This window comes from Streptomyces humi, from assembly GCF_001005085.2.
GTDB lineage: Bacteria > Actinomycetota > Actinomycetes > Streptomycetales > Streptomycetaceae > Streptomyces > Streptomyces humi.
In genome coordinates this window covers 1-13888 of record NZ_LBMU02000062.1, presented here as the reverse complement: position 1 = coordinate 13888, position 13888 = coordinate 1, and the positions used below count along the sequence as shown (strand labels likewise).

3 protein-coding genes are annotated in these 13888 nt (G+C 75.0%); all 3 read right to left on the bottom strand.

Annotated elements, in window-relative coordinates:
- Nucleotides 1-7729 (bottom strand): non-ribosomal peptide synthetase (locus AAW13_RS26485; RefSeq protein ID WP_079178982.1); only part of this gene is annotated, 7729 nt, incomplete at its 3' end.
- A complete protein-coding gene (locus AAW13_RS26480) occupies nt 7726-11835 on the bottom strand; it encodes a non-ribosomal peptide synthetase (RefSeq protein WP_071659694.1) in 4110 nt (1369 codons plus the stop codon). The genes AAW13_RS26485 and AAW13_RS26480, both read right to left, overlap by 4 nt.
- 461 nt (nt 11836-12296) lie before the next feature.
- Nucleotides 12297-13649, bottom strand: a complete 1353-nt coding sequence (locus AAW13_RS26475) for a sensor histidine kinase (RefSeq protein WP_420855495.1) — start codon at nt 13647-13649, stop codon at nt 12297-12299.
- Between the last annotated feature and the right edge of the window lie 239 nt (nt 13650-13888).

The window sequence follows — 13888 nt, the reverse complement described above, 5'->3', positions numbered from 1 at the left end:
TGGTGGGGTCGGTGGGGTGGGTGTTGGTGGGGTCGGTCGGGTCGGCGTTGGGTGGGTCGGCATCGTCGGTGAGGAGCAGGTCGGGCAGGTGGGCGGCCCAGGTGGCGGGGTGCGGGCCGGGCAGGTCGGCCCAGCGCAGCGTGACGCCCAGTTCCTGCCGGGGTACTTCGAGGGCACCGGCGAGCAGACCGGCCTCGGGGGTGTGGACGGCCCCGGTGACCGGCTGCGCCCGCTGGGACAGCAGCCAGGCACGGGGGCGTCGCGGCTCCGGCCGGTCGGCGAGGGCCAGGGCGAGCGCGGCGACCGTGTCGAGGCAGGCCCACTCCGCCCGCTCCAGCGCGGACACCGTGGGGCTGCCGTCGAGCGCGAGCGGCAGCGCGTGCAGCCAGTCGACGGGCGGTTCACCGGCGCGGGCCAGCCGGTCGAGCAGGGCGGTGAGCCGCCCGGGATCGGCGACATCGGCCTCGTAACGGTCGTCGCCGAGCCTGGTCAGGCCCTGGCCGGCGCGGACGGTCACCACCCGGGCGTAGTGGCGTTCCAGGAACCGCCAGCTCTCGCCGTCCTGCCCGGGACCGGTGACGACCACGGCGGTACGGCGGGAGACCGGAGTGCCGGTGCGGGCGCGGCGCGACCGCGTCCACAGGGGCTGGTGCAGCCACTGCGCGGCGGGCAGCCGGGAGACACCGGGCCGCTCCTCGCGGGCGACGGGGAAGTCGTACTCGGCCGTGTCGAAGGCGGGCGGCGGAAAGTCCCAGGGCGCGGGCGCCGACCCGGAGCCGGCCCCGGGAACGGCGGGCATGGACACCGGACCTGCCGGCCACACGACGGTCTGCCCGGCCACCCATGCCTCGACGAGTCCCCGCGGATCAGCTCCCCCGCCCGCCACTCGCACCTCGCCGCGCGCCGCCCGCGCCGCCGACACAGCCGCGTCCTCCTGCGCTGTCCCGGCCGCTTGAGTCACTCGGGCCGCCGGCGCCGGCGCCGGCTGTGCCGCCGGCACCTCCTGCATCCCCTGCGCCTCCGCTGTCCCTGTCCCTGGCATCTCCGCTGCCCCTCGCGCCCCTCGCGCCCCTCGCGCCCCTTGCTCCGCTCGCGCCGCGACCTCGGCGGTCTCCGCCGCCTGTGCCGTTTGCTCTCTCCGTGCCGCCGTTCCCGTGACGGTCCGCAGGGCTCGTAGCCAGGTGACGGCGGACGCGGCGTCCGGGCAGACCGTCGCCGCGCGGTGTGTGAGGGCGGGGCGGCCGGACTGGAGGTGCCGCAGCACCTGGGGGTAGGTCTCGGGCCGGGCCGCCAGGTAGTCGGCGATACGGTGCGCGTCCGCGCGGACCGCGGCCTCGGACGCCCCGGACAGCACCAGGCACGGCAGCGGTTCCGCCGGGTCCGGAGGCGGCGCCGGCGCCGCCTCCGGTTGCTCCAGCACCACGTGCGCGTTGGTGCCGCCGATGCCGAAACTGCTGACCCCGGCCACCCTGGCCGGGCCGGGCGGCCAGGGCTCGGCGGTCACCGGGACCCGGAACGCGCCGTCGTCGATCTCCGGGTTGAGCCGGTCGAAGTCGGCCGTCGGCGGAATCACCCCGTGATGCACGGCGAGTACCGCCCGCACCAGCCCGACGACGCCCGCCGCCGCGCCCAGATGCCCGATCTGGCTCTTCACGGAGGACAGCGCGACCCGCGCGTCCGCGGTGGCCCCGTACGCCTGCCGCAGCGCGGCGGCCTCGACCGGGTCGCCCAGCCGGGTGCCGGTGCCGTGCGCCTCGACGTACCCGACGTCCGCGCCGTCACGACCGCTCCGGTCCAGGGCGGCCCGGATCGCGGCCCGCTGCCCGGGCAGCGACGGGGCGCTGTAACCGAGCTTGCCGGCCCCGTCGTTGTTGAGTCCCGAGCCGGTGACGACCGCGTACACGGTGTCGCCGTCCCGGCGGGCCGCGGCCAGCGGCTTGAGTACGACCACACCGGTCCCGCTCGCCCCCACGGTGCCCTCGGCGTCCGCGCTGAAGGGCCGGCAGTGGCCGTCGGGCGAGAAGATGTGCTGCGGCCGGTAGGTGTAGCCGTCGGTCAGCTCGGTGTCGACGAGGACCCCGCCGACGAGCATCACGTCGGCGTCGCCCTGCCGCAGCATCCCGGCGGCGACGTGCACCCCGGCGAGTGAGCTGGAGCAGGCTGACTGGAGGGTGAACGCCGGCCCGGTGAGCCCGAGGTGGTAGGCGGCCTTGGTGGCGAGGAAGTCCTTCTCGTGGTGCAGGGCGAGCCGGAAGGAGTCGGGCAGCTCGGCCGGGTCCCCGTTCCGGAGCATGCGCTGGAAGTAGGTGTTCTCGCCGCACGAGGCGACCAGACCGACCCGCTGCCGCCCCGGGTCGCCGATCCCGGCGTGGGCCAGGGCCTCGGCGCAGTTCATCAGCAGGTGGCGCTGCTGGGGGTCCATCAGCCGGGCCTCGTGCGGGCTGATCGTGAACCGGCCCGGGTCGAAGGCGAGCGGACCCGCCAGCTGGCTGCGGGCGCCGACCCGGCCGTCGGCCGCGGCGAAGTGCTCGATGCCGCGCCGCCCGGAGACCACCAGTTCCCAGAAGGCCGCCAGGTCCGGTGCTCCCGGCAGCCGTACCGCCATGCCGACGACGGCCACGGGTTCGTCGGCCCGCCGCGCCGCCGGCCGCACCGGTGTGTCGGTCGGTGCGCCGGTCGGTGTGTCGGTCTGCGTGTCGGTCTGTGTGTCGGCCGGTGTGTCGGCCGGTGTGTCGGCCGGTGTGGCGCGGGGGCCGCCGTCCTCGGCCACCAGCCGGGCCAGCGCGCGCAGCGTGACGTGCTCGAACAGATCCGGTACGGAGAAGGGGAGATCGCCCTCACCCGCGCACCTGAGCTGGAAGCGCATCAGGTCCAGGCTGGTGGCCCCGGCGTCGAAGAACCGGTCGTCCACGGCGACGCTCCGCCCGGTCGCCGCCCGGAACAGCTCGGTGAGCCGCCGTTCGAGCGGCGACAGCCCGGTCTCCCCCCGGCCGCCCGGTCCCGGTTCGCGCCCCGGTCGCGGTTCGTGCCCGGTCGGCAGTTCGCGCCCCGGCGCGGTGAGCGCCGCCCGGCGGTCCAGCTTGCCACTGGGCGTCCGTGGCAGGTCGGGCACGAGACGGAAGCGGGTCACCCGGACATAGGCCGGCAGCAGCCCGGCCAGGTGCCGGGTCAGGTCCGCCGGATCGGGGTCCTCTCCCCGGCACTGGAGTACGGCGACCAGCCGCCCGTCCAGCACCCCCGCGACCGCGTTGACCACCCCCGGGCACCCGAGCAGCGCGACCTCGACCTGCCCCAGCTCCAGCCGGTGGCCGCCGAGTTTGACCTGCCCGTCGTCGCGCCCCGCGTAGTGCAGCAGCCCCCGCCCGTCGAAGCGGGCACGGTCCCCGGTGCGGTACAGGACCCCCAGTCCGGGATCGTCCACGAACCGGTCCTGGTGCGCGGCGGGATCGCCCAGGTAGCAACGCCCCGCCATCCGGCCGCCGATGAGCAGGTCGCCGGTCACCCCCGGCGGGACGGGCAGGCCGGCCTCGTCCACCACCCGCAGGACGGCGCCCGCCACCGGGCGCCCGATCGCCGGGCGTGCCGGCCAGTCGGCCGGGTCGCCTTCGAGGCACAGGCCGCTGACCACATGGGTCTCGGTCGGCCCGTAGTGGTTGAACAGCCGGGCGCCGCCGGGCAGCCCCGCGAACCAGCGCCGGATCGCGTCCGTGCACACCAGCTGCTCGCCCGCCGTGACGACCTCCCGCAGCCGGGACGGGAACACCCCGGTGCGCACGCCGTGTTCGGCGAGGAGTTGCAGTGCCACGTACGGCAGGAAGATCCGTTCCGCACCCCCCGTATCCAACTGCCGGAGCAGCGTGGGCATGTCCTGCCGCCAGGCAGGTCTCACCAGCCGCAGTTCACCGCCGGAGCACAGGGTGGTGAGGATCTCCTGGAACGAGACGTCGAAGGAGAGCATCGCGAACTGCTGGGTGACGGCGGGTCGTTCCAGGCCGCCTTCGGCCCGCTGCCAGGTGAGCAGGGAGCACAGGGTCCGGTCCGGGACCTGGACACCTTTGGGGGTGCCGGTGGAGCCGGACGTGAACAAGGTGTACAGCGGCCGGAGTCCGCGGTGTCGGTACGGCACCGGCCGGGCGGTGGGGGCGTCGGCGAGGGTGACGACGTGCCGGGGCAGGGACGGCGGCGCGATCGCGGTCAGGGCGTCCAGGCCGTGGGCGCCGGTCAGCACGCACAGCGGGTCCGCGTGCTCCAGCACATGGCGCAGCAGGACCGGCGGATAGGCGGGGTCGAGGGGGACGACGGTCAGGTTGAGCCGGGCCGCCGCGAGCAGCGCCACGACGTGCTCGACGGACGGCTGGAGGTACAGGGCCACCGACGCCGGGGCGGCGGGGTCCTCGGGCGGTGTCAGGAGGGACGCCAACTCGTTCGCCTGGGCGTCGAGTTCGGCGTAGGTGAGGGTGGTACCGCCGAGGGTGACGGCGGGCGCGTCCGGAGTGCGGGCCACCTGGCGGGCGAAGCCCTCGGCGACCGTGCTGAAGTCCGGATCCAGGTCGGTGCCGTAGACGGTCGCCGACTCGCGGTGTCCGGCGACGAGTTCGCGCAGGGAGAGGTCCCGGCCGCCGTCACCGGTCAGGTGGTCCAGGGCGCGCCGGAACAACCGGGCCGCGGCCTCGACGCGTTCGGCGCCGAAGTCGTCGCGGTACTCCCAGAGGCAGTCGAACCCGGACTCGTGCTCCACCACCGACAGCGTCAGCGCGCACTTGGCGCCGATGGGCTCCGGCCACAGGGGCTCGATCGCGCAGTCCGCCAGACGCAGTGCCGCGAACTCCGTGTTCTCCAGGACGAACAGGTAGTCGAAGAGGGGGGTACGGGCGCGGAACGCCGGCTCGGCGAGGACGTCCGCGAGCAGCACCTCCTGCCCTTCCAGCACCCGGCGCACGGTGTCTGCGTGCGCTGTCAGATGGGTGCGCAGGGAGTCGTCGGGCCGCAGAGCGAGGTCGAGGAGCACGGTGTTCGCGAACATGCCGACGCTCTCGGCGAACTCGGGGCGCGGCCGGTTCGCCACCGGCGCGGCGACCAGGGGCCGGGCCTGCCCGGTCACCCCGTAGAGGCAGACACCGAACGCCGACACCAGTAACTGGAAGCGGGTCAGACCGAGTTCCGCGGCGCGCCGGTCCAGCGCGGTACGGCGGACCAGGTCGAGGGAGGTGCGCAGCAGCCGCGCCCGCGAGCCGCCCGAGGAGGCGGACTCGGACAGGGCGGGCGGCGACGGCTCCACCGCGTCGGCGTAGTGGTCGCGCAGCCGGGCGCGGCGGTCTTCGTAGGCGGGCGTCGCGCGCCAGTCGCGCTGCCAGCGGCCGAGATCGAGCGGGCCGGCCCCCGGGCCTGACCGACCGCCGTCACCCGCGTAGGCGTCGCCGAGGTCGCGGAAGAGGAGATTGAGGGACCAGCCGTCCACGGCCACGTGGTGCAGATGGAGCAGCAGCAGTCCGCCCTCGGCCCGCTCCGTCCAGGCGGCCCGCAGCATCCGGGGCGCGGTGAGGTCGAAGCGGTGGGCGAAGAAGCGGTCGGCGGTCTCCTGCCAGGGCTCCCCTTCCCGCGAGTCCAGCGGCTGCCAGGGATCGTACGGCGCCTCGGTCCGCTGGAGCAGGCCGTCCGGGGCGGGGACCAGCCGGGTGCGCAGGGCGGGGTGCCGCTCCACCAGCGAGCGCAGTGCGCGGCGCAGCGCCGACGGGTCGACGGTGCCCTGGACGCGGAAGGCGAGCGGCACGTCGTAGGAGCGGTCGTCGGGATCGCGCCGGTGCAGGAGCCACAGCCGCTCCTGCTCGCTGGTGGCCGGCGCGGTCGTGCCGTGCGGGGCGGGCGGCACGGGCGGACGGCAGTCGGCCGGAGCGGTGCGGACGGCGTCCGCGAGAGCGGCGAGGTCGGCCCGCAGCACGAGGTCCTGGGGGAGGTCGACGCCGTACCGCTCAAGGATCTCGAAGCGGAACCGCAACGCCTTCAGCGAGTCCCCGCCGCTCGGGATCCAGCGGTCGCCGGGCCGCAGGCCGCCTACTCCGAGGATCTCCTCCGCGAGCTCCAGCACCGGCCGCTGCTCGTCGGTGACGGGCACCGCGTCCTCGCGCCCGCCGCGCCACGGGCCATCCGGCTCCGTGGCACGCAGCAGCGCGGCCTGGTCGACCTTGCCGTTGGCGGTCAGCGGGAGTTCCGTGACGAGGTGGGTGTGGTGGGGGCGCATGTACGCCGGCAGAGCGGCGGTCAGGTGACGCTGGTAGTCGGCGAAGGTGAGCCCGTCGTCGCCGAGGACGAGGAAGGCGAGGAGTTCGTTGCGGTCCGCCGCGTCGCGCCGGGTGCAGACGTGGGCGTGGCGCACGGCGGGCAGCGCCAGGATCCGCTGCTCCACCTCGCCCGGTTCGATGCGGAACCCGCGTACCTTGACCTGCCGGTCGGCGCGCCCGACGTGGTGCACACGCCCGTCGGCGTCCCGGCGGACCAGGTCACCGGTCCGGTACCAGCGGCGCGGGGCCCCGCTCTCACCGCCGGCACCGCTCTCCGTGCCCTCGTCGTCCAGCCGGACGAAACAACGCCCGGTCAGTTCGGGCAGGTTGCGGTAGCCGCGTGCCAAGGCCGGTCCGGCGAGCAGGAGTTCCGCCACCTCGCCGTCCTCCGCGAGGCGCCCGTCCGGGGTGCGCAGCAGCACTTCCGTCCCCGGCAGCGCGCTGCCGATCGGGACCGAGTCGCCGTCGAAGTCCCGCGGGATCGGATGGCACAGGGCGAACGTGGTCGCCTCCGTCGGTCCGTACACGTTGTGCAGGACGGTGCCGGAGTCCGGGTTGGCCTCGTACCAGGTGCGTATCGCGCGCGGGTCGAGCCGTTCGCCGCCGACGAGGACCCGCGCGGTTCCGGCGAAGCAGTCCGGGACCCTGTCCACCACCGTGTTGAAGAGCGCCACCGTGATGAACAGGGTGTCGACCCGGCGTTCCCGCAGCACGGCGGCGAACCGGTGCGGGCTGTGCACCTGGGAGTCGTCCAGTACGACGCAGACTCCGCCGGTGAGCAGCGGGGCCCAGACCTCGAAACTGAGCGCGTCGAAGGCCGGGTTGGACAGGCAGGCGAAGCGGCTACCTGAACCCGGGGTCAGCCAGCCGGGCCGGGCCAGCCGCAGCACGCCCGCGTCGGTGACCTCGACGCCCTTGGGGCGACCGGTGCTTCCGGAGGTGTAGAAGAGGAAACCGGTCGTCCCACCGCCGGTCGTGCCGCCGCCGGTCGTGTCACCGCCGGTTTTCCCACCGTCGCTCGGCGCGGGCGGCGGGGTCGCCCCGGCCGGTCCGAGGAGCAGGTCGACGTCGATCCCGTCGGCGTACCCGGCCGTACCGTCGTGGACGACCGCGACGGCGCCGGAGTCGTCGAGGATGTGGCGCTGCCGGTCGGGCGGGCTGAGCCGGTCGAGGGGGACGACGGTGGCTCCCGCGCGGCGGATGCCGAGCATGACGCAGACCAGTTGCCAGGACCGGGGCAGGCGGACGGCGACGGACTGCCCGGCGCCGACGCCCCGTTCCCGCAGCCGCGCGGCCACCCGGGCGCTGAGCAGGTCGAGTTCGGCGTAGTCGAGCAGCCGGCCGCCGTCCTCGACGGCCACGGCGGAAGGCGTACGACGGGCCTGGTCGAGCACGGCCGCGGCCAGTTCGGAGGCCTCGCGGGTCTCGGAGGCCGTGTCGCGGTCGGTCATCGCGTGCCTCCCGCCGGTACCGCCCGGGAGCGCGCCGCGTCCGCCAACGTGCCCTCGTGGTGGGCCAGTTCGGCGCCAAGCAGGGCGGCGACCCGGGCGGTCTCGGTGCCCTCCAGGATCTCCCAGTGGTCGCACTCCATCGTCTCGACCCGGAACCCGCCCCGCGCGCGCCGCCGCCAGAAGGCACGGACCTCGGCGTGGAAGGGCGTGTCGGTGCCGTCCGGCACGGCCTGGGCGAGGACCAGCCGGGCCGGGGAGGCGGCCGGGACATGGTCGCGGGCGGTGAGCCGGTTGTGGTTGTAGAGCCGGAAGTAGCGGTCCACCTGGGCGTCCTCGATCCCTGGGTACATCCCGTTGAACCTCACGAGTTTGTCGCGGAACTCGTCCGCGTCGACGGCGGCGATCGCGGCGCGGGCCTCGGCGTCGTCGGTCGCCTGGGTGTCGAGCAGGACCACGCTCACGTCGGTGCGTCCGGCGCGGCCGAGGAGGCGTCCCATCTCGTGGGCGACGAGTCCGCCGTAGGAGAGACCGGTCAGCACGAGCGGCCCGTCGCCGAGCGGTTCGAGGAGGCGCAGATACGTCTCGGCCATGGCTTCCACGGTGGGCAGCACCTCCTCGCCCGGGTTCACACCGGGGGACTGGATGCCGTACAGGCCGGTGCGCTCGGGGAGGTGGGCGGCGAGGGGCAGGTAGCAGAAGGCGGTGCCGCCCGCCGGGTGCACGCAGACGACGCGGGGGCCGGTGCCCCGGCGGAACTCGACGAGGCTGCCCGGGGCGCGGTCGGTGCCGTCCTCGCTGTCCGCGCGCAGCAGCGCTGCCAGTGCCTCGATCGTCGGCCGCACCATGACCTCGGCGACCGGCAGCCGGCGCCCGAAGGCCTCGGTGACCTCGTGGGCCATCTTGATGGCGGACAGCGAGGTGCCGCCGAGGTCGAAGAAGTTGTCGCCGACGCCGATCGCCGGGCGGAGCAGGATGCCCTGCCAGATGCGGTACAGGGCGTGCTCGACGTGGTCGCGCGGGCTGGCGGTGTTCACCTGCCCGGCGGTCTGTTCGTGGACCAGGCGCAGCAGGGCGGCGCGGTCGAGTTTGCCGTTCCGGCCGAGTGGCAGGGTCTCCAGGTCGAGGACGACGGCGGGGACCATGTAGTCCGGGAGGCCGCGGGCGAGCGCCGTGCGCCAGTCGGCGCTCGTGCGGGGCGCGGCGCCGCCCCGGCCGACGGCGGCCACCAGCCGGGGCCGGCCCGCCTGGTCGTCGTCGGCCAGGACGACTGCCTCACGCACCCCGGGCAGCCGGGTCAACGCCGCCTCTATCTCGCCGGGTTCGATACGGAAGCCGCGCAGCTTCACCTGGTCGTCGGCGCGGCCGACGTAGTGGAGCAGGCCGTCGTCGCCCCAGCGGGCGAGGTCGCCGGTGCGGTAGACACGGGCACCGGGCACGAACGGGTCCGGCAGGAACCGCTCCTCGGTGAGGTCGGGGCGGCCCAGGTAGCCGCGGGCGAGGGCCGCCCCGCCGAGGTGGAGTTCCCCGACGACTCCGGGCGGGACGGGCTGCATCCGGGCGTCGAGGACGTAAGCGCGGGTGCCGGGCAGCGGGCGGCCAATCGGGCACGGCCGGTCCAGCGGGCGGGGGTCGTAGTGGGCGGTGCTGTAGAGGGTCGCCTCGGTCGGGCCGTAGCCGAAGCAGACCCGCAGGCCCGGCAGTCGCTCGGTCATACGGTGCAGCGCGGCCTCGGTCAGCGACTCGACGCCGGTCAGCAGCCTGCGCAGGGCCAGCCCACGCAGGCGCGCCGCCGGGTCCTCGTCGACCCACTTGACGTAGGCGGGCGGCAGGAACGCCTGGACGATCCTCCGCTCGCGCAGCCACTCGAACAGCGCCTGCGGGTCGCCGCGCAGCTCCTCGGGGACGATGTGCAGCACACCGCCGGTGGTGAGGGGCAGCAGCAGTTCGTGGACCGAGGCGTCGAAACCGATGCTGGACCAGGCCGAGCCCGCCTCACCGGACGCGGTGCCCATACGGTCGTGCCAGACCGTGAAGAGGTTGAGGACGCTGCGGTGCTCGACGGCGACGCCCTTGGGCCGCCCGGTGGACCCGGAGGTGAAGATCACGTACGCCAGCTGGTCCGGGCCGCGGGTGATCCCGGCCGGCGGCCGGTCCCCGCGCGCACCCTCGGCCTCGACGGCGGCGAGGCCGAGCCAGTCCGCAGGCCGGTCCGCGCCGGTGTGGTCGCTCAGGACCACGGGGCACGCGGCGTCCTCGACCATGGCGGCCAGCCGCTCCCCGGGCTGCCCCGGGTCGAGCGGGAGGTAGGCGGCACCCGCCTTGAGGATGCCGAGGATGCCGACGACCAGGTCACAGGTACGGCGGGCGTGCAGTCCCACCACGTCACCCGGGCGGACGGCACGGGCGACGAGGGCGTGCGCGAGCCGGTTGGCACGCCGGTCGAGGGTCGCGTGATCGAGTTCGTGGTCGCGGTCGGCGACGGCGATCGCGGTGGGGTGCGCGCGGGCGCGGGCCTCGAAGAGCTCGGTGAGACCGGAGGCGGTCCGCAGGGCGGCCGCCGTCACGTCTGAGGGGCCACCGCGGTCCGTGTCCCGCGGCCGTGTGGCGTCGCCCGTGTCCCGCGCCCGTGTGACGGCGCCCGTGTCCAGCGCCCGCGAGGCGGCGCCCGTGTCCAGCGCCCGCGAGGCGTCGCCCGTGTCCCGCGCCCGTGTGGCGTCGCCCGCGCCGATCAGGGCCAGGCGCTCGCCCGGGTCCATCAGTTCGAGCGTGTCGACGGTGCGGTGCGGGTGCCGGGACATGTCGGTGAGGAGGTGCCGGAGGTGCCCGGCCCAGCGTGCGGCGGTGGCGGTGTCCACCAGCGCCGTGGCGTGGTCGAGGTGTCCGGTGACCCGGCCCTTCGACTCGGTCGCCGACAGGGCCAGGTCGAACTTGGCCGGCGCGTGGGCGATCGGCAGCGGCGCGGCCTCCACACCGGGCAGCTTGAGCAGGTCGTGCCGGTCCGGGACCCAGGCCAGCATGGTCTGGAACAGCGGGGTGTGGGCGGCGCTGCGGGGCGGGTTCACCACCTCGACGATGCGCTCGAACGGCAGGTCCTGGTGGGCCAGCGCCTCACGGACCATCGCCCGGGTGCGGGCCAGCGCCTCCGCCGCCGTCGGGGAACCGGACAGGTCGACCCGGAGCGGGAGCGAGTTGACGAGGAAACCGATCAGCCCGGCGGCCCCCGGGCCGCGCCGGCCGGCGACCGGACTGCCGACAACGATGTCCTGCTGCCCGGAGAGCCGGGACAGCAGGATCGCCCAGCCCGTCAGCACGGCGACGAACAGGGTCGCCCCGTGCTCCCGGGCCAGGGCGCGCAGCGCGGCCGTCACGTCCGCGTCCAGCTCGAACCCGACGCGTCCGCCGTCGTACCCCTGCTCGGCCGGCCGCGGCCCCGGCAGCGGCAGTTCGAGGACGGGCGGCGCACCGGCCAGCGTGTCCTGCCAGTAGGCCTCCTGGGCCGCGAGAGCACCGCCGAGCACGGACTCCCGCTGGGCCTCCGCGTGGTCCGCGTACTGGAGCCGGGGCTCCGGCAGCCCGTCCGGCACACCGGCCGTCAACGCCTCGTAGAGTGCGCTGACTTCGCGCATCATCACGTTCATCGACGCACCGTCGTAAATGCTGTGATGGAACGTCAGCAGCAGTACGTGGTGAGCGCCGCCCAGGGCGAGCAGCCGGGCGCGCCAGAGGGGACCGGCCGCCAGATCGAACTCCCCCTCGGCCTCCTCCCGTTGCGCGGCGGCCACCCGGGATCCCGGGTCCTCGTGGGTGCCGATGTCCTCGACGGCGAGCGGGTGGCGGGAACCCGGCGGGTCGATGTGCTGGCACACTCCGCCCGCCTCGGCCACCAGCCTGGTGCGCAGGCTCTCGTGCCGGTCGGTCAGCGCGTCGAGCGCGGCCGTCAGGGCGGCGCGGTCGAGTGGTCCGTCGAGGCGGAAGGCGAGGGTCTCGTTGTAGGCGGTGTTGCCGCCCGGCAACTGGGCCAGGAACCACAGCCGCTGCTGGGCGAAGGACGCCGGCCGGACGCGGGGGGCCGGATCCGCGGGGGTCGGGTCGGGAGTGTTCTGCACCGGCAAGGCCTGGCCTTCCTGTCGGGGACGGGACCGGGGTCGGAACAGGGCACGGCGAATGACGACGGCGCGCGCGGCGCCGTAGGGGGCCGTCAGGAGAAAAGGAAGGGGAATCGTCGATCGGCGGGTGGGGGAAATCGACCGGGGAATGCGCAGGGTGCGGCAGGGGGCACCGGTGCGTCAGTTGTATGGAGTTTCACGGGAGGCCCCGTGATGTGGTTGTGATCCTGAGACACCCATTGGGGACATGTCAACTCTTGACTTTACCGGGGGAGTTCACGTAACCCTGGGCCCGTCGGATGTCCTGCCTGGTCACCTGTTCACGGGAGCGGTGGAAGTCATTTCTCGGCGCCGGGCCCAATTGAATGTTTGAAACGCGTGAGTGCAGAAAAGGCGCGCACGGAACAGCGGACGAAAGGTGTCACCCTGAATTCGGGCACGGCCCCGGAAAGCGCGGCCCCTCACCCGGCGGGCAGGTCCGCCAGGAAGCGTGCCCCCGTGGTGTGCGCAGGGTCGTGGGTCACCTCGCCACCGGCGGCACGGGCCAGCCGTCGCGCCAGCGGCAGCCCGAGGCCGGCGCCGTCGTGTCCGTCGCCGGGGTCGGCCCGGCGGCCGGGCCGGAAGAGCTCGGCGGCGAACGCCTCCGGCACGCCGGGACCGTCGTCGGTGACGGCGATCCGTACGCCGTCCGGCCGCCGCCGCGCGGACACGGTCACCCTGGAGCCGGCGTACCGGAGCGCGTTGGCCAGCAGCGGGCCGGCGATGCGCTCCAGCAGCGCGGGCGTGACGCCGGCCGTCAGCGCCGGGTCGGTGACGTCCACGACGGCCGTCACCCGGTCCCGCGGTCCGAGGCCCTCGACCAGCCGGCGCAGCACGGGGCCGACCTGGCAGGTCCCGGGGACCGCGCCGGTGCCGCGCGCGTCCTGCCGGGCGTCGTCGAGCAGGGTGTCGCAGATGGCGCGCATGGACCGGGCGGCCTCCGTGATCACCTCGTGGGTGGCGCCGGTCTCGGCGGCGGAGCGCGGCCGGGCCCGCCACCAGTCGAGCTCGACGACGATCCGGGTCAGCGGGGTCCGCAGCTCGTGCGACAGCTCCCCGGTCAGCTGCCGCTCGTGCCGCAGCACGGTCCGTATCCGGTCCAGCAGCGCGTCCAACGAGGCTCCCAGACGTGCGAGTTCGGCCGGCTGGCCGGCGGCGCCGAAGCGTTCGTCGGAGCCGACCGTGCTCCACTCGGTGGCCTGGTCGGTCATGATCCGCATCGGGCGCAGCGCCCGCCCGACGGCCAGTCTGGTCAGCGCGTAGGTGCAGGCCAGCATCACGGCGTCCAGGACCAGCGACCCCAGCAGCAGGGTGTCCGCCGAGTCGCGGTACGGCGTGAGGTCCAGGGCGGTGACGACGGTGGCGGAGCTGCGGCGCCCGGTCACGGCGTGGGCGCAGAGGCGTACGGGGTGCGGGCGGCCGGCCGCCGTGGTCGTGCAGGTGCCGTGCCCGGGTGCGGCGAGCCGGCCGGCGGCCCGGGTCAGGGCGCCGTCGGCCGACGGGGGGCGCTCCAGCAGGCGGGTCCCGGTGTAGATCCACACGTTCGCGTCGAGGAGGCGGTCGTTGACGGTCTCCAGGACCCGGGCGCGGGGTCCGCTGGTGTCGACGGTCGTGGCGACGGCGTCCGCCCGGTTGCGCAGTTCGTCGTCCGCCTGGTGTTGCAGGTGCCGGTCCGTCACGGTGGTGAACGCCGCGGTCAGCACGGTGATCAGCAGCGCCGCGCTGGCGAGCGCCACGAGCGAGAGCCGCCCCCGCAGGGTGCGGGGCGCGAGCACCCGCAGGACGCGAAGGGCGAGGCGGTGCGGGGCGTCGGGAGGCAGGTGAGTGAGCGGGGTGTCGGAGGCCGGTAGGAGGTACGGGGTGCCAGGGGTGGGTTGGGGGCGCGAGCTGTCGGACGCCGGTTGGCGGTGCGGGGCGTCAGGGGCGGCGGGAGTGGCGGGGGCGGCGGGGGGGGGGGGGGGCCGATGCCGCGGGCGGTGCGCAGGGTCAGGTCGCTGCCGGCCTCGCGCAGCTT